The following is a 20,939-nucleotide window of genomic DNA, read 5'->3' on the forward strand; positions in this document are numbered from 1 at the left end:
CAATGGCGAAAGACATCTATGACGATGCATACTATAAAAAGTTCTACGAGCAGCTCGTTCCATTGCTCAAGGGACCGAACATCAAGGAAGTGGACCTCAAGTGGCTGGAGCCGCGGGTAAAGGAATACGCGCAGAAAACGAAACACGGCTCGCACGTGTGGCGTTCGGTGCAGAGCTCGCGTCTGGCCGCCAAGACCGTGTATCTCGGTACAGAGAAGGTCCGGCTCCCCTATCTGCTCCCGTATCAGGAAAAAGTGGTCAAGGGCGCGCCGGACGAGCTGGAGAAAGTGCTGAAATGGATGAAGACACTGCCCTTCATCAAGCTCACGCGGCAGATGGGCAACAATCCGGATTTCAATCCGGTTTGTACGCTGTATCTGAGTGTGGGCGACTGGCGCAACTCGCGTCTCGCCTACATGTGGGGCAATTTGCTGGACGATCCCGGAGGTCGGCCCGGTCCGGAGATCACCATGATTCACATCCCCGAGGAGCATCAGAGTCGCCAGCAGATTCTGACCATGCCGGAGTTCAATCTGAACATCTGTCTCGGCAGCGATTATCTCGGCGAGGAGAAAAAGGGCTTCCTTCGCCAGGCCATGTGGCTGGCGGATGAACGCGGTATGCTCGGTCTGCACGCGGGAAGCAAAGTGGTGGTCGCGCGCGACGCCAAGAGCAACGATCTCAAGCGTCATGGCGTCATCCTTTTCGGTATGACTGCTACGGGCAAATCCACCTGGAGCTGCCATCAGCTCGAGATGGATCCCAAGCGCGGCGAGATGACGTACGCGTCGCAGGACGACATTTGCTTCCTCAAAGACGACGGATCGGCCTACGGATCGGAGCACAACTTCTATGTGAAAACCGATGTGCGCAAGAGCGATCAGGAAGCGATGTTCCACGCACTCACGCACAAAAGCGCCCTGCTCGAAAATGTGATGGTCACCGCGGCCGGCGATGTCGACTTTCTCGACGAGAGTCTCTGCGGCAACGGTCGCGCGGTGGTGCGCATGGACAAGCTCGACATCGAGCGCGACGGCAAGCGCATTTCCATCGCGGCGGATTCCATCAATCTGCCCAGTCTGGAAAAGAACGACGCACTGTGGTTCGCTTTCATCACCCGCCGTAACACGCTGATGCCCTTCTCGCAGATGCTCACGCCGGAGCAGGGTGTGCTTGCGTATCTGTTCGGCGAATCCACGCTGAGTTTCGCGGCCAATCCCGAAAAAGCCGGCGAGTCCGTACGCATCGTCGGCACCGACGATTTCATCATCGGCAGCCGCGGCGCAAAGGTGAACCGCTTCTACGACATCATCATGAAGCTCACGACGAAGTATCCCGGCCAGGTGAATTTCCGCCTGTACAATACCGGCGGCATGGGCGAGGTGATCGAGGAGTACGAAGAGCGCGGCGTGGCGAAAAAGCGTCTCGTGCGCAAGGCCGAGCGCGTGCCACTCGATCTCATGGCGGCCATTCAGCGCGGCGATCTCCGCGGCACGAACAAGTACGAAAAGGGCGTGCTTGGTACCATGTCCATCGTGGAAGCCGACGGCCGACGCATGGACGAATGGGATGTGCACAAACTCTACACCGACGAACAGATCGACCATCTGATCAAGGACATCATTCAGGGTCGCCGTGCCTTCCTGGAAGAAGTGTCGAAGGAAGGCCTGCGTCCCGAAATCATCGCCGCGGCCGAGCGCAGCTTCCGCGCCATGGGCGACACCAGCGTGCGGAGGAGCAGCTCGCCCAACGCTTCCACCGGCGGTTACAACATCCCCGCCCCGCCCGAGCCCCGCGTGATTGTGCGCAGCGACGAGCCCGTATCGCGCCCCCGCAAGCCGGGAGTCTGGCGCTGGCGGTAGGACCCTCACCCTCCCTCACCCCCTTCCCCCTCTCTCCGCCTCAGGAGGAGAGAGGGGAGGGTGCTTCTCGAATGTGTACTGTGTTAATTGTAACACAAGCGGAAACCCTCTTCCTTTGGGAACGATGAAGAGGAAATCATATAGAAAAATATAGACGACCAAAACCCCTCTTCCTACCGGTCCTGGCGGGATGCTGCCGGGGGCATCCCTCCGGGACCCCGCAGAGAGGGGAGGGTGCTTCTCGAATGTGTAGCGTGTGTATTGAAACACCGGCATATTCCTTCCGCTGGTCCTCATACATCAGGATTGTCAATGCGGCACTGATAGCGGACCCGGTATATCCGAATAGTGCATCCATTTTTGCACTGATACTCTCTTAGCTGTGGGGTATCTTGCCGCTTGCAATTTGCGTGTTGGTTATAACGAGATACCCGAAGGTGGTTCTGCTCATTCGTTTTCGCCTGAAAGTATTCCGGATTCCAATAATCGACATACGTCATACCCCGCTGTGCCGGTTTTCGCTGTGAGGCACGGTTTGACGGATCGAGCGACGTCGTCAATAGAGGAGAGGTCCGCATGAGGAGCGATCTTGATGCTGTTGAAGAATCGGAAGATCTCAAGTTCGAGGTTTTCCCGAATCCTGCCCGGAAGGAAATCACGTCTCGATTCGTTCTTGCGGCACCCGCTTTAGCGCGTCTGTCGCTGTACGATATCTCAGGACACTTCATTCAAGACCTGTACCGTTCAGGCACTCTCGATGCCGGTACGCACCAGGTAACATGTACCCTCGAAAACATGCAAGTAGGTTATTATCACGTCGTGCTGCGCGTGAACAAAAACGTCGTGCGGAAATTGATCCATATAGTACTCTGATCGTGGGGCGCATCATGACGAACACCAGATATATAACAATCACTTCTGCCCTGCTTCTGCTCATGCTAACAACGGACGCGGCGGCACAATGGAAACAGCTTCCCATCCCCGCAGTTCATGGCAAGATTGCCTGCGCATCGGACGGGTCGCTCCGGGTACTGACCAACGGCACACTCTGTTACAGCGATGCGGGCAGGAAGTCTTGGACCTACCAATCCTTCCCGTACGATCTGCGTGATCGTACCTTCTACCCGCTGCGGCAAATGCTTCTTGCTTCCGACGACACAATGCTGATCATCTCCATGAGTGGAGATGTGTATTCCGTCGTACGGGGAGAGGAGACCCTACGTCCGGCTTCTGAGGGATTGCGGTCGAAGAATCCTCGTGGTCCCTTTCTCTTGACCTCTCGGGGCAAGCGCGGCGAACTCCTGCTCTGTCATGAGCAATTCTACGCATCCACAAACAACGGCGCAAGCTGGGAACTGCGGTACAGCGATCCAGGATCAGGCAGTTTTGGTCCCGGCGCGGTGGATCCGTGGAATACGGATGTGATGCTCCTGCTCAATGCGAATATCATTCACAGATCCACCGATGCGGGCGCGACGTGGCGGATGATCCCTATGGAGCTGTCCTCCTACGGAGCGGCCGACATGATTGTCTGCCCCGACGGACAGATTCACGCGGGGCGCTACCACTCATCGAATTGCGGCGAGACGTGGAGAACGTACCCTATGGAGGGAGGTATCGACGATTATTGGGGCGATGACAACCTCAAGTATGTATACAACAGTCAGGAACATAGCGTGTACGCATTAAACCGGCTTTACGGATTGTTCTGCCGGGATCTCGACAATCCGACTTTCCAGATCACCACATTGTCCTCATCCTACGACAGATGGATACGGTCGTTCCGTCTTAGTGCTGATGTCTCGTACGATGCACGATCGGGCAAAATGTTCGCCATCGTCAATGATTCACTGTACGAATATCTGCGGGGGGAGGTCGCGTTACTGAGCAACACCGTTTCGGCAGCGCCGGTCAACGGTTTGCTCGCGTACAATGCGGAAGGGGATACGCTTTTGGTCTCAACACCGCATACCACTCTGAAGAGTACCGATGCAGGCCGGACATGGGAATCAACCTCAATACGGGGGGTAGGTCATTTCAAGATGGAAATGATGCATTCCAAGAGAAGCAAAGATATGATCTACCAGTTCAACAGGGAGAATCAAATTATCTGGGTAATAGAGAACGAGAAGTCGTTAGAGAAATGGATCAGACTTGTCGGACCTTGCAAGCCCACCTACGATCCGTTCAGCAAGGATACCTTCCACGGTGGAAGCAACGGACTCTGGAGATTGAACGATTCCGAGGTGCTGAGCGCGGATTCCACCGCTGTTCTCATGGGCGAGTTATATGCGGGCACGCCCGTGCTTGCTCAATGCCTGTCCTTCGACAAGCATAGGGAAGGTGCTATACTACTCGCCGGCCTCGATCGGGACGATGGGAGAACCTCGCAGCTCCACCGCACCGGTAACTACGGTTTTAGTTGGGCGCGGATTACCTCCATCGCCCTGAATGAGACGCCGATTGACATCATTTTCGATGATGCTGTTGAAAACAGGATTCTCGTGATCGAGCCGACGGGAGTGCATATCACCACCGACGACGGCGTGACCTGGCAATATCGAGACCCCGGTCTTGGAAGCAGAAAGATCACATCCGTAGCTATCGATCCGGACAATGCATCGACAATGTTTCTCGGCGTCACCTCTCCGTCGAGACTCGACCCCATCCCGCAGTCGCGCGAAGATGGCGGAGGCGTGTGGCAAAGCACGGATAGTGGTATGACGTGGGGCAAGCTCCCCATCAACGGCTTGCACAACTATAATATTTCGCATGTCCTCGCGCTTCGCAATCCCCGCCGCATTTTAGTCGGCACTCCCTGCGGCGCATATGAATATCTTCTTGATTCGACCACCTCCGTCACACCGCAGAGCGCTGCGCCTACCGGCGGGGTGGAATTCGAGATATACCCAAATCCAGGTCGTGGAGTTGTGAACATCAGGTACACGATTAGCGCCCCCTCGGCTGTGCGGGTTGCGGTGTACGACGTTCTCGGAAGGGTGGTGAGCGTTCAATCCGTGGATGCGGCATCGGGCGGCAGTCACACCTTGACCCTGGCTACCGCGGCTCTGCGTGATGGTGTGTACATCGTGACGCTTGAGACACAAAGCGGAATTGCCGCACGCAGAATGCTGCTTGCGCGATGAGGATTGCTCGTAACTGCAGGTGTGGGGTAAAAAACCACTGGTATTGAACTCGGGCTAACCGTTCCGACGATTCACAAACGAGAAGGTGTGCGAACGGATGCCGGAGGCGCTGGCGGAAATCAGACAGTTTATACAGGATCGGCAGGGGGCAGGGAAGTTGCTTCAACGCGATACAAGGGGACGATCATAGCAGGTACTGTGCTTATCAGCGCCTGCTTCGAAAAACATTGAGTGCGGGAATTGAAGCAACGCCAGTCGACGGAGCATCCGCCGTGGGGGCTTGTTTTGCGATAGGCAGGTCCGATATATTATTCTGTCAAGGGCTGCAACTTTTTTCCCACATCCGACTCTATTACTATGTGCAGCATAATGCGCCGTTAGTCCGGAGTAGCACCGTCATCTGATGCCAAGCACCAAGTCCTCGCCACACCCACCGTCGGATACGCGACAGGAAGAATTCATGCACCTGCTGAACGTGCATCACGCGGCCTTCGTGCGCTATGTGCGGGCGATGACGAAGGACAGCGAGCTGGCGCGGGATGTCGTGGGCGAGACGCTGCTGGCGGCATACGAGAGCTTTCACAACCTGCGCGACCCGGCATCGTTTCTGTTTTTTCTCATCGCCATCGCGCGGCGGCAGTACTGGAAAATGAGCCGCTGGGGCAGGCTGTTTACGCGCATGGAAACGAAGCACGAGGATCTGGTGATAGATGGCGTAGCGGAGCCGGGAGTCGCCCACGATGTCGAACTCCTCCATGCAGCCCTCGCGAAGCTGCCGCAAAAGCAGCGGGAAGCCCTGGTTCTCTTCGAACTGTCCGGATTGAGCCTGAATGAAGTTCACGCACTGCAGGGCGGATCGCTTTCAGGCGTCAAATCCCGGATCGCACGGGCAAGGAAAAAACTCGCGGAAATGCTCGGGGAAAGACAGACCGAGCCCCGTACATCCGAGGATGCCAAGATCGTCATAGCTGATACAAAGGTCGGACAATGAGAGCAGACGATAATAAACTGGAACACCTTCTCAACGAGGCCCGAACTGCGCCGCCCTTTATCTCAGTCCATGCTGCGAAGCGCTTCTTTGCATCACATTCCGGTACAAGCGTTCTCGCCACTCAATCAAGAAAAAAGGCAAACATTCGCAGAATTATAATCTCAGGAGGCGTTATGACAGCGATCACAGCAATTGTTCTCATCGTCGGCTTGTACGCACCTCAACAGCAGCTTCCTTCATCTTCGCCACCAAAACGGAGCGCGGAAAGCGTCACAACACACGCGCGTGCCGATGATTCCACGAAATCCGTAAACAAAACGAAGATGGAAGTCGGTACACCTCGACAGTCGGACGTCACGAAAGACGCCGCACTGGATGTTTACCCCGTTTCGGAGAAATTAAAAGAGACCGCTCGCAAAGCACGGAATGACGGGGATGCTCCGACATCGGCCACGCGACGACTGGAACTGTTTGCAGCGTGGACCAAGGAGAGAATACGAGGTTGCGAGGTGTACGATCTTGATTCTCTCGAACTCAGTCGCATCGGCATCATCGTGTCCGATGATAGCACAATCTCACGTTCGTACGGAAATTTTACGATCGGTATGAAAGAAGACATGAGCGACGGTTCAGTTCTGATACGCATTCCCATTGGAAAACCTCGTAGCGTAACCGACAGCATCAAACTCGCCCGCGCGATCGAGAAATCGACCTTGCATTCGGGTCCCGGCATCTCCGAACCCATACGGCCGGCAGAACGGGTTCCAGTTCACGAAGTGCTCATCACCAACTCCAGAGGTCGCACCTTCAGCCATGCCGTCTCCACCGGCAATCAGGATACCGTCGCAGCCATTGGCTCGGGCGATTACTCCGGCGACGAACTTGTCGCGATCCGGGTACGTTTCCAACAGACAACGCTGACACCGGGAGCCGAAGATTATTACTACCTCTACTGGTACGAGCCCACAAAAACCTTTCTCGATCTCATGCCGCCGCGCGTTCGTCAGGCAATCGAGCGCAGAAAAGGCATGGATAGCAGAATTGCACACGACGAAAGCGCCGTGGCTAAATCGCTGAAGACGAGCAGCGTCTACCCCAACCCCGTCACCAGCGATATCGCCACCCTGGACTACACGCTTCGTGAGAAGCGTCGTGTTGCGATCTCGGTGTACGACATCACAGGCGAGCGAATCAGGAACGTCGCCGTCTCGGAGCAGCGTGAACCAGGTGCCTGGCAGGAGAATATTTCTCTCTCCGGAATTCCGGACGGCTACTATTTACTTGCTGTCACGACGGACAACGGTGAGCAGAACATCCATCCAATGGTACTGAAAAGGTAGCGACGTTCGACGCGAGCGTGCCCACCTGTCAGCCTGTTAATGACATCTCATGGAAGTGGGGCTCTGATTACATTACGGAAAGAATCATGCTTCGAGACGCTGCTCTGCTGACATCGGATTATTAAGGAATATCCGTGCTGTCGCAGCCCTCAGCATGACGAGGTTTGCTGGCACGTACTGGTGCGATGATGTCACTTACGAAATGGGCCGGTGTCCGCCCAGGCGGACTGGTGGGCACACTCAGGCTGACACCGGTCCCTTTCAGGTATGACATGTCCGACTGGCCCGGCTAGCCAACATCGTCACCCTGAGTCATGTAACCAGCGCTGCGCTCAGGTTTATATCTCGTGTGACATTTCAGAAAAAATCATCGTCACACTGAGCGAAGCACCGCGATAGCAATTGAGTTCGTAGAAAAATGTTTGCACGGTGCGGAGTCGAAGTGCCTTTGCTCGATTTGCACAGGTTTTATGGGTCCTCAACATCACCTCTGTCATTAGCAGGCGTCCCTCTGCTTGAATTTGGACTTCGAAACGCACCTTTCCTGTCGGGATTCCTCCTTATAACATCGAGGTGGCATGTAGTCTCCACATGCGTTGCCCAATCCAATCACCTGGCGACAATGAGTCGGCGATCTTGGCTAACTCCATTAGAATTCTCTCTTTGCGTCTCTGCGCCTTAGCGCCTTTGCGTTAAATTCCCCTCTTATCTCTGAGACGTCCCATAACATCTGTGAGGTATCGAATCTCCTTATGCGTGGTGAGAGCAATCTCTTTCGCCGGTGGAATCCGCCCCGAATAATTGGCCTTGATCTTCACCTCGCCGCGGTGCGTTGAGTTCAATAAATCAGCCGTGCCCTGGCCGCTCTCACTAGATGACATATGAGGGAGCAGCCGCACGAAAAGCTCAGATCGAGGTACAAATGTGGACTTGCATGGAATACAGATTGTGGCTATACTACGGATATACATGGAGAAGGCGCAGCATGCAAACCACTATTCAGAAATGGGGCAACAGTCAGGGACTCCGCATCGGTAAAGAGTTGCTGAAGGAAGCGGAGCTGGAAGTCGGTGATGCTGTGGAGATCAGCGTTCGCGAGGGAATTATTCTCATCGCACCGCAGCGGCAGATTCGGGGGAAATATAAACTCGAGGATCTGATCGCACGCATGCCGAAATCACGGAGGAGCCGCGAAACGGATTGGGGCGCACCAGTCGGCAAGGAGGTGTGGTAATGACGCGTCCGCCTCGTCAGGGCGACATCGTATCGCTGTCCTTCGATCCGCAAGCCGGACATGAACAGCAGGGACGCCGTCCCGCATTGGTTGTCAGCAAGGACCTCTTCAATGAAAGCACAGGGATGATCTTCGCCTGTCCCATTACCAACACTCAGCGGGGCTATCCGTTTCATGTCGCCCTGCCTGCAAGCGGAAAGGTTACGGGCTTCGTCATGGCGGAGCAAATGAAATCCCTAGACTGGCGCGCCCGCAAAGCGAGGTTGCTTGAACGTGCGGATAAGGACACGCTGAACGAAGTGCTTGCTATACTCGAAGCCTGCTTATATTGACCGTACCATAACAGGGAGCTGTCCGTGCTGCCAAAGGGTCTTTTCGGGATTGTATCATCGGTGGCGATTGATTACGACGAGCTGCGCAGGTCGCTCAATGCCTTGCTCGACGAGGATGAGTATTACGAGTCCCAGTCGAATACCGCCTGCACGGGCATCGTGGGCGTGATCTGCTCCAGCCGCTATCCGTATGTGAAATGCATTTCCACTTCGCCTGATCACTCGCAGATCGGAGCAATCGACGGAAGCAGTTTCCATGGCTCGCGTCTGGACACGAAGCCGCATCGCTTGCTGGATAGAGATCTGGCCCTGCCGGATGAAGCGAATGGCATGTTCGCGGCCGCGGCGTGGAACGGTGAGCGTCTGAAACTTCTCGTCGATCCCCTCGCGAGCACCCCGCTGTACTATCGATGGGATGAGCGTTGTTTCGCCTTTTCTTCCTCGCTGGCGACATTGTTGGCCATCGACATTTTTGCCGCGCCCGCGCATTCCGAGCGGAGCCTCGCACAGTATCTCTGCTGGGGCAAGGTCCTCGGTGGAGGGACGCTCTATCATGGTGTTCACAAAATGCAGGCGGCGGAGTTTGTAGATTTCGCCTTCAGCGATCACAATCCCACGAAAAAGAAATACTGGCGACCACGGATCCAGACCAACGGTGACGGGGCTGCGCTCAACCGCACAGTGGACGCGTTCGCCGCAAGTGTGGACAGCGTGATGCGAACGCTTCCGGCACCCATTGCCGTATCCCTGAGCGGCGGGTATGATTCGAGAACAATCCTGGCGGTACTACTCGCCGGAAAAAAACCGTTCGTCTCCGTCACGCATGGCATGGCGGACGGCTTCGATACACGCATAGCGCAATCGCTGGCGAAGGAACATGGGCTCGACCATCGTATGCTGTGGATAGACGGAGCATTCTCGGAGTCGTATCCGCTGTACGCGAAGGAATGCGTGCTTCGCTCGAATGGTATGATGTCACTGGAAAACGCGCATCTGCCATTTGTGTACGCCGCGCATACGGCGTATGCACATTCGATCGTGGATGGGATCAGCACATTTCTGGAAAGAAATTTCGGCTTGCGTCGCAGGGCGAAGGACGGATCATCGAAGGACGAGTTCTTCAACGCGGTGTGGGACTATCTGATTGGCGACCGCGAGAGAACCGTAGCGAAGCTCGAAAACGGTGAGAAAGTCATCCAGATCGCGAAGGAAGATTTGTACAATCTGCTGCCCGCGTGCGTCGACCTTTCCGATCCCGAAGCCCTCGCGGACACATTCTATCTTGAGCAAATCATCGCGAATCATGCAACGGACGGGGTCTGTCTTCAGCAGCACTACAATCGCTTCATGACGCCGTACTACGAACTCGGGTACATCAACGAACTCTCGAAACTGTCGGCGCGAAAACGTTCCGCGAACATACCGCAACGCGCGATTATGAAGCGGTTCACACCATCGCTGCGGTGGCGAGCAAGAAGCTATTCGGATATTCGCACTCTTCCAGTCTCGCAGTTCCACATGCAGTTATTGCCGGTCGCGTTTGACCGATTACTGCACAGAATCACCCCCTTGATTCGGCGACTGTGGCGCAGGTCTTCGCTTGATTATGCCCAGTATCGCAGCGCGGACCTGCTTCTCAGCACCGCCCTACGTGAGATCTCGGCACAGAGGTCTTCACAATTGGCGCCTTTGCTTGAGGACCAGGCGGTCACGGATGACCCTGAATTGCTTCGCTCCCTGCTCCCACTACTGATGTTCAACGGAGCCCTTGGCGGAATACCTCCGGTACGAGTCCGCTCGATCCGTCCATGACCAACCGGGTGAACGTTATTCGACAATGCGGGGCACGGAGGCCACGGCAATAGGGGTCTGTTCACAACTTCGGATCCGGCATCCATTGCGGTTGTGATCGGTTAACAGGCCAGTGGCCTGCTTTCATGTTTCCGTGCATTTCGGTGTTGATGCCGAGCTGTGAATGAGAAGCTGGTTCCATAGAAGGTACATACCGATACAGGGGACCCCTGGGAGGCGCAGATTCCGCACATATCTTGGAGCTACTCCTGGTATCTGGAACTGCCGCTTCTGCCTGCGGTTTCCACTGACGCAGAATCACGGGGTTGATCCGCGACATCGAAGTCCGTATTTTCAGGACAATTGGCATACGCCTTCTCTGAGAACACTTTTCCGAAACACAACGGGACCCACTCCCCCCGACACGCTGGTACATTAACAGCGGACCAACTATTTTTTCATCCATAACGTACGGGTACTATGTCTGCACTGGTACGATTCCTGCAATCCACCATTCTGAGCAAAGTCGTCATGGCCGCGACGGGACTGATTCTGGTCCTGTTTATTCTCGGCCACATGATCGGCAATCTTCAGATGTACCTGGGACAGGACAAAATGAACACCTATGCGGCGACCTTGCAGGGCCTTGGCGGTTTGCTCTGGCTCATCCGCGGTGTGCTGCTGCTCTGTCTCGTCCTTCATGTCATCACATCCATCCGACTCAAACTGCTGAACATGTCGGCCAGGCCTGTCGCGTATTCCAAAAAAGAGTACGTGAAGGCATCGCTGACCTCACGCACGATGATGTGGACCGGATCGCTGATTTTCTTCTTCGTCACCTATCACCTCCTGCATTTCACCATCAAGGCGACGAATCCCGTGTACGGCGAGCTGGTGGACGCCGCGGGTCGTCATGATGTTTTCTCGATGGTCGTGCTGGGGTATCAGAACGTGCTGATTTCCCTGACCTATTTCGTCGCGATGCTTCTTCTCGGCTTTCATCTGTTTCATGCCATCGCGAGCATGTTTCAGACGCTGGGGGTGAATCATCCGAAGTACACGCCCATGATCAACGGGCTCGGCGCGGTAGTCTCTATTGTCATCGTCGCCGGCTTCCTTTCCATACCCCTCGGGGTTCTTTTCGGCTGGATCGCATTGCCGGCAGGAGTGATAGTACTATGACACTCGATTCAAAAATTCCTTCCGGACCCATCGCCGAGAAATGGGACAAGCACCGCTTCGAGATGAAGCTGGTCAACCCCGCGAACAAGCGCAAGTACAGCGTGCTCGTCGTGGGTACCGGCCTGGCCGGTGCATCGGCGGCCGCGACACTTGCCGAATTGGGGTACAAGGTCACCGCCTTCTGCTACAACGACAGCGCCCGCCGCGCGCACAGCATCGCCGCGCAGGGCGGCATCAACGCCGCAAAAAATTATCAGAACGACGGCGACAGCGTGTACCGTCTGTTCTATGACACGGTCAAGGGCGGCGACTTCCGCGCGCGCGAAGCCAATGTGTACCGCCTCGCCCAGGTCAGCAACAACATCATCGACCAATGCGTAGCGCAGGGCGTGCCCTTCGCGCGCGAATACGGCGGCTATCTTGACAACCGCTCCTTCGGCGGGGCGCAGGTGTCGCGTACGTTCTACGCGCGCGGACAGACAGGGCAGCAGCTCCTGTTGGGCGCCTACTCGGCGCTGATGCGGCAGGTGGGGCTCGGCAATGTGCAGTTACACACGCGCCATGAGCTGATGGACATCGTGCTCGTGGACGGGCATGCGCGCGGTATCGTGGTGCGCGACATGGTTACGGGACAGATCGCGTCGCATGCGGCCGATGCCGTGATTCTCGCGACGGGCGGCTACGCCAACGTCTTTTACCTCTCCACCAACGCCATCGCCTGCAATGTGACGGCGGCCTACCGTGCCTATAAGAAAGGCGCGGCCTTCGCAAATCCCTGTTACACGCAGATTCACCCCACGTGTATTCCGCAGTCCGGCGATCATCAGTCAAAACTGACGCTGATGTCCGAATCTCTGCGCAATGACGGCCGTATCTGGGTGCCGAAAAACAAGGGCGAAACCCGGCAGCCCAACGACATTCCCGAGAGCGACCGCGATTACTACCTCGAGCGCAAGTATCCCAGCTTCGGTAATCTCTCGCCGCGCGACATCAGCTCGCGCAGCGCGAAGGAAGTCTGCGACGACGGCAGAGGGGTAGGCGCCACGGGGTACGGCGTCTATCTTGATTTCGCGGATTCCATCAACCGCCTGGGACGCGACGTCATCGAGGAGCGCTACGGCAACTTGTTCGAGATGTATCAGCGCATCACGGACGAGGACCCGTACAAGGTCCCGATGCGCATTTATCCCGCCGCGCATTACACCATGGGCGGGACCTGGGTGGACTACAATCTCATGAGCACCATACCCGGGCTGCACGTGCTGGGCGAGGCCAATTTCTCCGATCACGGCGCAAATCGCCTCGGCGCAAGCGCGCTGATGCAGGGTCTGGCGGACGGCTATTTCGTCATTCCCTACACCATCGGGCATTATTTCGCGACAGCGAAAACGCAGAAAGTCACGACCGAGCACGCAGAATTCAAGAAGGCCGAGGAAGACGTGAAGGCCCGCATCGGCAGCTTACTGGCGCTGAACGGCTCGCGCACCGTGGTCTCCATCCATCGCGAGCTCGGACAGATCATGTGGGACAACTGCGGCATGGGCAGAAACGAAGCCGGCTTGAAAAAAGCGCTGGAGCTGATACCCCAGCTTCGCGAGGAGTTCTGGAAGAACGGCAAAGTCGTGGGCGACGGCGACAACCTCAACAACGCTCTCGAGCGCGCCGGACGCGTGGCCGATTTCCTCGAATTCGCCGAATTGATGTGTCACGATGCCTTGCATCGCAACGAATCCTGCGGCGGACATTTCCGCGAGGAATATCAGCACGAAGACGGTGAAGCGAAGCGCAACGACGAAGAGTACGCATACGTGGCGGCCTGGGAATTCACCGGTGTCGGCAGTGCGCCGATTCTGCACAAGGAACCGCTGGAATTCGAAAATGTGAAGCTTCAGACAAGGAGTTACAAGTAATGAAACTCACATTGCATATCTGGCGTCAGAAAAACGCCCGCGATAAAGGCCGCATGGTAACGTATCAGGTCGGTGGCATCGTCGAGGATATGTCCTTTCTCGAAATGCTCGACGTGCTCAACGAGCAGCTCATCACCAACAATGAAGAGCCCGTGGCGTTCGATCACGATTGCCGCGAGGGCATTTGCGGCGCTTGCGCGCTGACGGTGAACGGCATTCCCCACGGTCCCGAAAAGGAAACCACCATCTGTCAGTTACACATGCGTCACTTCAAGGACGGTGATACGATTTACATCGAGCCCTTCCGCGCGCGGGCGTTTCCCGTGATCAAGGATCTCGTGGTGGATCGCAGCGCCTTCGACCGCATCATGGCGGCCGGCGGTTTCGTTTCCGCCAACACCGGCGGCGTGCCCGACGCCAACGCCATACCCATCAGCAAATTCAACGCCGACAAGGCGATGGATTTCGCCGCCTGCATCGGCTGCGGCGCCTGCGTGGCTTCGTGTAAAAACGCCTCGGCCATGCTTTTCGTGGCGGCCAAGGTGTCGCAATACGCCTATCTGCCGCAGGGGCAGGCCGAACGCAAGCGTCGCGTGCTGCGCATGGTCGCGCAGATGGACAAAGAGGGCTTCGGCGGTTGTACCAATCAATACGAATGCGAAGCCGTATGTCCGAAAGGCATCAGCGTCGCAGGCATCGCGCTGATGAACCGCGACTTCCTGAAAGCGAGCCTGACGGAAGAATAATATTCTGAACCGCATCGAACAGAGCCCCCTGTCCTGCATGGGCAGGGGGACTTTTTTTCTTCCCCGAGCGGAGAGTTTCGACCAGGTAGTCATACCGAACCAGAGTATGGATTGCAATTCTGAGGAAAAATCGCCCACTATCATCCGGTGCGGTTTATTCACACTTGCTCCGTAATTGCTGTTTTTGCTCTTGAATTCCCAAAAATATTTATCTATTATAATGTGTTGCACGTGTACCACCTAGTGTGAAAGAGGTTATGGCTACATTCTACCGAATCCTCGCTGTTTTCGCCTGTCTGCTCGCTGTTTCGACATCCCTGCACTCACAAACGGGCTCCTGGTCTCCGCAATTCATCCCCCCGACGCAACCGATGTTGTACGACATCGACATGCATCCGAGCGGGTTCGGCCTTGCCGTCGGCAAATCCGATATCAACGCGAGCACCGGTGCGTTTTACTCCGGCGTGTTGATGACGGTTGATTTCGGCAATAATTGGGCACAGGTGGAGAACATGGTCCCGCGCTTCGATCCGGAGTTGCCGGATTATGCGCTGTGGCGCGCCGTGTTCATTCTGAATGAACAGGTGGCAGTTATCGTAGGCGATAGCGGCCTGGTGTATCGCACCAAAGATGGCGGATTTTCCTGGACCAATGACTCCGTGGTTTTCAATCCGGATTTTGCCGCTCGCCCGACGCTGCGCGATGTGGTACTGATCAGTGAACGCGTCGGGTACATTGTGGGCGGCGACGTGCTGACGACCCTTCCGATCAATTCGGAGTTGCATCCCAATCAGGTCTTCCGCACGGACGACGGGAAAATCTGGTATGACAGATCCCCGACGCTGCAACAGACACAAAATCTATCGGCCGCGCTCAACGCGTGCGCCTATTCCGGCGGAACGCTGTTCATTGCCGGCGAGGTCGGCATGTTGTTGATGGACAACGGCACGGGATATCAGCGAATGAGTATCGTCAGTTCTCCGGCGTTTTACCGGCACATGTATACCGACATTGATGCCGTCAGCCAGAACGAAATATTCGTCGTTGGCTATGACGATGTCAGCAACACGCCACTCGCCTACAGGAGTATCAGGGATCTCTCACGCTTTTCCAGCATCGTTCCGGGCAACATCGCTTTCGGCGTAAGACGCATTCCCGCGGTGGATTTTCTGCACCCCAGCTACGGTTGGCTGGGTGCGGCACAATACTACACCGGCATGACCAATGACGGATGCGCATCCTGGACAACGTTCAATGTTCCGGGTAGTTCGGTGCAGAGCGATATGACAGCGATAGATTTCACCGACGAACTGAATGGTTGGGCCTGTGGTGGTGACGAAGCCAGCAACAGTGGTTGGGTGATCCGTTTCAGTGGGTCGCCTCCGAGGGCAAATATTTCGATTTCGGACAAGGAAGTTGATTTCGGGACTATCGAATGTGAAAATTCGGTGGAAGCCAACGTATACATTCGAAACACCGGAACCGGTGATCTCTGGTTACCGATGAACAGTGTGTTCTTCACCGATCCGGGTTTGAAGGTCATCAATCCTGCTCCTACGGCATTCCCTGTGGTCGTAAAACCCGGAAAGCAAGTCATTTTGCGGGTGCGTTGGACCATGGGCAGAAACGTGTTCGGAAATGCGACCGCGACGATGACGATCTGGCACAATGATCCCGATCATAATCCCTGGACTGTTACGCTCAAAGTCAAGCGCAACTACGGTGCACTCGATTTTCTCCCGGAAATGCAGTTGTCGTACGGGACCTGTCTGAAAGATACAGTGTACTTCCCGACGGTCATCCCTGCGGTCGGTAACCGTACCCCGACGTTCATTTCGTGGAAGTATGTGAGCGGACACAATGATTTTGCCATTGTCGCCCCGGATCCGGGCACGCAGGTCCCCACATCGATCGGTGTGAATTTCCGTTTTGCGCCGAGTGACACCGGCATGCGCCGCGGTGTGTACAGCGTGGTTCACGGAAACCCCGCCTGTCCGGACACGTCACAGATAGTCCTTACGGGCTTCGGCCAGCGGACGATACTTCGTGCTTCAGTGGACACGATCAATTTCGGCGAGGTGTGCGTGGGCGCACAGAAGGACACATCCATCATTCTGCGGAGTTTCGGAAACACCTTCGTTTCCGGCGGTCTGATCGAGCATGTCAGCGGAGATCCGCTGTTCGGTTCTCCCGACTGGGGAGTGTTTCTAAAACAGGATAGCGCGAAAGTGTTCCGGCTCCATTTCTCGCCCTTCAAGGCAGGCAGTTTCACCGCGCGATACCGCATAATTTCCGGTCCCTGTCCGGACACGTTGTATCTGACGTTCCGCGGGCGTGGTATCGAAACCAAACTCGAAATCACTCCGAAGAGCCCGATACAGCTCGGACCCATTTTCGTGAATCGCGTGACTACGCGCGACGTGACGATTACCAATGTCGGCACAACCAACGCGCGCATAACGGAAGTACGACTGCTCACTACAGATCCGACGTTGCAGATAATGGTCCCGCCTGCGCTACCGCGCTCGTTGACTCCGTCTCAAACTCTCGGAATCACCCTCCGTTTCGCGCCAAATAAGCTCGGTGAAATTCGCACCCGTCTGTTGGTACGCTGGGATTCGCGATGCGCTGACACGATTGACGCGGAGGTGAATGCGATATGCGTACCAAATCCGGAAATCGAAGCGCCACAGAACGCGGATCTCGGGGTACAGCGCTGTCCGCAACCCTTGCGTGATACGGTGTGGATTAAGAATAAGGGCAACGGACCACTGGTGTTCTATAGCACCACGGTGACGGGGGTGGACAGGCAGCATTTCACCATCATTCAGCCGAAGATCAATGACACGGCGAAAGCGATGAGCGACTATCCGATTATCGTGGAATTCAACCGCCCCGATCCCGGCCGCTCGAATGCCATACTTCGTTTTACTCACAACGATATTGATGCCGGTCGTACCGACATCGACGTGACGGCTGAACGTACCGTTGCGCATTTCGTGGTTGAAGGGGATTCGTCCACCGCATTCTTCACGCGTCTCTTTGTCGAAGAGTCGCGCACCTTTATCGTTCGCAACACCAGTCTGCAACCGATGTCGGTGACGGATATCACCGTCGTCGAAGAAGCGGCAGTGTTCAGTGCGCAACCGACACGGGCCCTCCCGATTGCGCTGGCCCCGGGTGACACCATGTCGTTCAGAGTCGTTTTCACACCGGACGCACGCGGTCCGTTCAACGGTGTCGTTCTGATCATGGGTACTCCTTGTGAATACAGCATCGCCCTTGGTCTTAAGGGTTCCGGCGATACGGACGGTCTCAGCACCGACAGAGGGAATCTCGCCTTCACCCTTGACCCCTGCAGCTACACCAATGCCTGTCAAAACATCGTCCTCAAGAATCAGGCGCCGGAAGCGGTGCTCGTCAGTTCACTGATCATCGTGCAGTCCGGGACGGTGTTTTCCATCGATCCGGCCGTAAGCACGCCATTCAATATCGGTCCCAACGGTGAACGCACCGTGCGTATCTGCGCCTCGCCGGAGGCCATCGGCTCGAGAACCGGGACGCTGCAGATCCACAGCAACGATCCCGCCTATCCTCTGCTCAACGTGGCCTTGACCAGCAAGCGTGATTCTTCAGCCATCACCGTTTCTGTAACCGACATAGACTTCGGGCGGAGCGCGGTATGTCAGAACGTTGCGCCGCGCCGCGTGACCATTACCAACACCGGTACACTGCCGGAAACAGTTACTCCGGCACTTCTCAACGGAGGGACGGCCTTCTCCATTTCCATGGCCGGTCCCGAGGTTATTCAACCGGGTAAGTCGTATACCTTCGACGTCGTGTATCTCCGTCCTACGTATGGGACGCACAACGATATCATTGAACTGCGGACAACGCGGTGCCAGACGGTGTTCCGGATACCACTTAGCGGCGAGTACGTGGAGCAGACCTATTTCGCGGCGCCGAATCCTGTCGTTTTCCCGACGGTGAATGTCGGTGGTGTCTCCACCCGACAACTCACCTTGCAGAACAATGGCGGTTTCGATGCGACGATCGGCGGAGTAACCATCTCTCCCGCCGGGCCGTTCACCATCCAGGGTTCCGCACCGACGAGCGTCTCCGCGGGAGGCACAGCGAACATTTCTCTGCGCTTCAATCCTGCGTCCGAAGGTCCTGCAACCGCGACCGTGTGTGTGTACATCACGTCGCCCTGCCCCGACACCATTTGTGTGCGGCTCGACGGCGAAGCCGTGAAAGGAACGCTCGAGTTGCATCCGGCGCTGCTTGCCTTCAACACACTCGCGCAGTGCGAGGAGGAAGTTCTGGACGACACGCTGATCAATACCGGCAGCGGACCGATCACCATTTTGTCCGCTTCCATTAACGGTCCCGGCCAGGCGGCCTTCACAAACCTGACACCGGTACCCGGCGCGGGTGAAGTTGTGCCTCCCGCAGGGAAGCGCATCTTCTCTATCCGCTACAATGCCGCGAATGCTCCCGCTGACGGCGCGGTGAATGCGAATCTGCAAATACGCACAGACGATATTGTGTTGCCGCAGTTTGATATACCTCTTGAAGCCGGACGTGTTACCCAGATCGCTGACGCAGGCGGTGCCGTCGACTTCGGAATTGTTGAAGTCAGTCAGCCCGAACAGCGTACCATCACGTTGCGAAACAACGGCACTGTACGGCTCTGCTATGAAACCGTCTCGCTGCCCTCGCAAGTGACGCTTTCACCTTCGTTACCGATTTGCATTGATCCCGGCAGGACGGTAGACGTTACGCTGACCTACACGTCGGCGGCGCCGGGAAGCTTTGCTGGTACGGCAGTGCTTCGCATCCCGACACCGTGTGCGGACAGTACGGTATTCCAGCTTTCCGCCACGTCGCAGGAGGGCTCCCTGGTTCAGACAGATACCGTGCGTCTCGCCCCGGCCCCCTGGTGCGATGATGCAACGTTCAGTTTCACGGCCAGGAGCAGCTATCTTGAAACCGTTTCACTTACGGGCATGCGTCTCGAGGGTGCGGATGCGGCGTTCTTCTCCATCGTGAGTCCCTCACCGTCGTCGCTCCCGCGCAATATCACATCGGGCGGAACCGAGCAGTTCGTCGTGGAATTGATCCCCGACCAACGCAATAAGGTGTATATCGCGACGTTCGTCGCCGATTACACCGCGTTCGGTCAGCCGGTGCAGCGCAGGACGGTGTTGATTGCGGAAGCTGTCGTTCCCTCGCTGAGCGTGGAAAGTGCGAATTTCCCCGCAACCGTGCTGGGTCAGTCCGGCGGCACACAGACCATACGAATCCGCAATACCAGTGCGCTTCCTTTGAACGTCAGTCAGATTCTCCTTGCGGATCCGTCGTTCATCGTACGCTCCCAGACGCCGACTCCCCCTGCGACTCTCCAGCCCAACGGCGAGATGACGGTGACCATCGAGTTCATACCGCAGGTAACCGGTTCACTCCTTGACAGCCTTGTCGTGGTTTCGCAGCTTCCCTGTGCCTTCAGGGCCAGCGGCTTGCTGAACGGCGAAGGCATACCGCAACCCATCGTCGACGCAACGATCACTATCGGTGCCATCTCCGGCGAGGTGGATCAGGTGATAGATGTTCCGGTGCTCGTGGATAAGTCACTGGGCGGTGCCGATGTGGGCGGCTGGACCGCAACGTTGACGTTCAACCGCAGCATGCTGTATCCGCTCGCCCTAGTCACCGAAGGCACGCCGAGCGCCGGTCTGACTCCGAATCTGTCCTGGGATTACGCCAACAGCACTGTAAGCTTCGGCGTGACAGGCAGTGGTCCACTCATGGCAGCCGGGACGGGACCGATAGCCTGGCTCCGTTGCCGTGTACTTGTGGGCGATGCGCAGACCACTGCTCTGACGCTGACGAGTTTCAGTTTCACCAGCGGATATGCCAGAGTAGCGGGCAGGGTGAACGGAAGCTTCGAACTGCTCAATTACTGTATGCCCGACGAACGGCTGCTCCGCGACAGGGCGGGATTCCGTATCTCGCAAAGCATACCCAATCCCGTGTCTCAGACGGGTCACGGCCGCGCAAGCGTCAGCTTCGTGTTGCCGAGCGAAGAGCGCGTGACCCTGTTCATCTATGATCAGATCGGACGGCAAGTTCGAGAGCAGGACTTCGGGGTGATGCCCGCCGGGACCCATTCGACCTTCCTTGGTGTCAGCGATTTGCGTCCGGGCGTGTACCACTACGTTCTGCGGACCGCACGGCACACCGCTGTTCGTTCCATGGTTGTGATCGAGTAAACTGCTTTCTCGCGACATTTCCAGCGGCCTGGTATCACATCGATGCCAGGCCGCTGTCGTGATGTACGACGTACGATTTATGGTGGAGGGTGAAGGGTAAAGGGTGAAGAGCCCGAAGTGCGAAGCTTCCTCT

12 protein-coding genes are annotated in these 20,939 nt (G+C 56.4%); all 12 read left to right on the forward strand.

Features of this window, described 5'->3' with window-relative positions; all coding sequences use genetic code 11:
* Nucleotides 1-2: 2 nt before the first annotated feature.
* The 12 genes from M5R41_15295 to M5R41_15350 all read left to right on the forward strand — a co-directional run bounded on the left by M5R41_15295 (nucleotide 3) and on the right by M5R41_15350 (nucleotide 20,806).
* Nucleotides 3-1,862: a phosphoenolpyruvate carboxykinase (ATP) gene (locus M5R41_15295; protein MCZ7557762.1), complete on the forward strand. Its 1,860-nt coding sequence runs from the start codon at nucleotides 3-5 to the stop codon at nucleotides 1,860-1,862.
* A 576-nt stretch (nucleotides 1,863-2,438) separates the two neighbouring features.
* A complete protein-coding gene (locus tag M5R41_15300; protein MCZ7557763.1) occupies nucleotides 2,439-2,735 on the forward strand; it encodes a T9SS type A sorting domain-containing protein in 297 nt (98 codons plus the stop codon).
* 14 nt (nucleotides 2,736-2,749) lie between these two features.
* On the forward strand, nucleotides 2,750-5,008 hold the full coding sequence (locus M5R41_15305; protein MCZ7557764.1) for a T9SS type A sorting domain-containing protein: 2,259 nt from the start codon (nucleotides 2,750-2,752) through the stop codon (nucleotides 5,006-5,008).
* A 460-nt stretch (nucleotides 5,009-5,468) separates the two neighbouring features.
* Nucleotides 5,469-5,999, forward strand: a complete 531-nt coding sequence (locus M5R41_15310) for a sigma-70 family RNA polymerase sigma factor (GenBank protein ID MCZ7557765.1) — start codon at nucleotides 5,469-5,471, stop codon at nucleotides 5,997-5,999.
* A gap of 173 nt (nucleotides 6,000-6,172) precedes the next feature.
* Nucleotides 6,173-7,339: a T9SS type A sorting domain-containing protein gene (locus M5R41_15315; protein MCZ7557766.1), complete on the forward strand. Its 1,167-nt coding sequence runs from the start codon at nucleotides 6,173-6,175 to the stop codon at nucleotides 7,337-7,339.
* Nucleotides 7,340-8,324: 985 nt separating this feature from the next.
* Nucleotides 8,325-8,573 carry an AbrB/MazE/SpoVT family DNA-binding domain-containing protein gene (locus M5R41_15320; GenBank protein ID MCZ7557767.1) on the forward strand — a complete coding sequence of 83 codons (249 nt, stop codon included), beginning with the start codon at nucleotides 8,325-8,327 and terminating at the stop codon, nucleotides 8,571-8,573.
* Nucleotides 8,573-8,905, forward strand: coding sequence for a type II toxin-antitoxin system PemK/MazF family toxin (locus M5R41_15325; protein ID MCZ7557768.1), 333 nt, complete (start codon nucleotides 8,573-8,575; stop codon nucleotides 8,903-8,905). The genes M5R41_15320 and M5R41_15325 overlap by 1 nt, the downstream gene beginning before the upstream one ends.
* A gap of 24 nt (nucleotides 8,906-8,929) precedes the next feature.
* Nucleotides 8,930-10,717 (forward strand): asparagine synthase-related protein, encoded by a 1,788-nt coding sequence (locus tag M5R41_15330; protein MCZ7557769.1) that lies wholly within the window; start codon nucleotides 8,930-8,932, stop codon nucleotides 10,715-10,717.
* A 459-nt stretch (nucleotides 10,718-11,176) separates the two neighbouring features.
* The gene (locus M5R41_15335; GenBank protein MCZ7557770.1) at nucleotides 11,177-11,878 is read left to right on the forward strand and encodes a succinate dehydrogenase cytochrome b subunit; all 702 of its coding nucleotides are present in this window, start codon (nucleotides 11,177-11,179) and stop codon (nucleotides 11,876-11,878) included.
* Nucleotides 11,875-13,788, forward strand: coding sequence for a fumarate reductase/succinate dehydrogenase flavoprotein subunit (locus M5R41_15340; protein ID MCZ7557771.1), 1,914 nt, complete (start codon nucleotides 11,875-11,877; stop codon nucleotides 13,786-13,788). The genes M5R41_15335 and M5R41_15340 overlap by 4 nt, the downstream gene beginning before the upstream one ends.
* Nucleotides 13,788-14,534, forward strand: a complete 747-nt coding sequence (locus tag M5R41_15345; protein MCZ7557772.1) for a succinate dehydrogenase/fumarate reductase iron-sulfur subunit — start codon at nucleotides 13,788-13,790, stop codon at nucleotides 14,532-14,534. The genes M5R41_15340 and M5R41_15345 overlap by 1 nt, the downstream gene beginning before the upstream one ends.
* A gap of 257 nt (nucleotides 14,535-14,791) precedes the next feature.
* Entirely contained in the window at nucleotides 14,792-20,806 is a 6,015-nt protein-coding gene (locus tag M5R41_15350) for a choice-of-anchor D domain-containing protein (GenBank protein MCZ7557773.1), read from the forward strand.
* The last annotated feature ends 133 nt before the right edge of the window (nucleotides 20,807-20,939 follow it).

This window comes from Bacteroidia bacterium, assembly GCA_027493955.1.
Classification (GTDB): domain Bacteria; phylum Bacteroidota; class Ignavibacteria; order SZUA-365; family SZUA-365; genus JAOSJT01.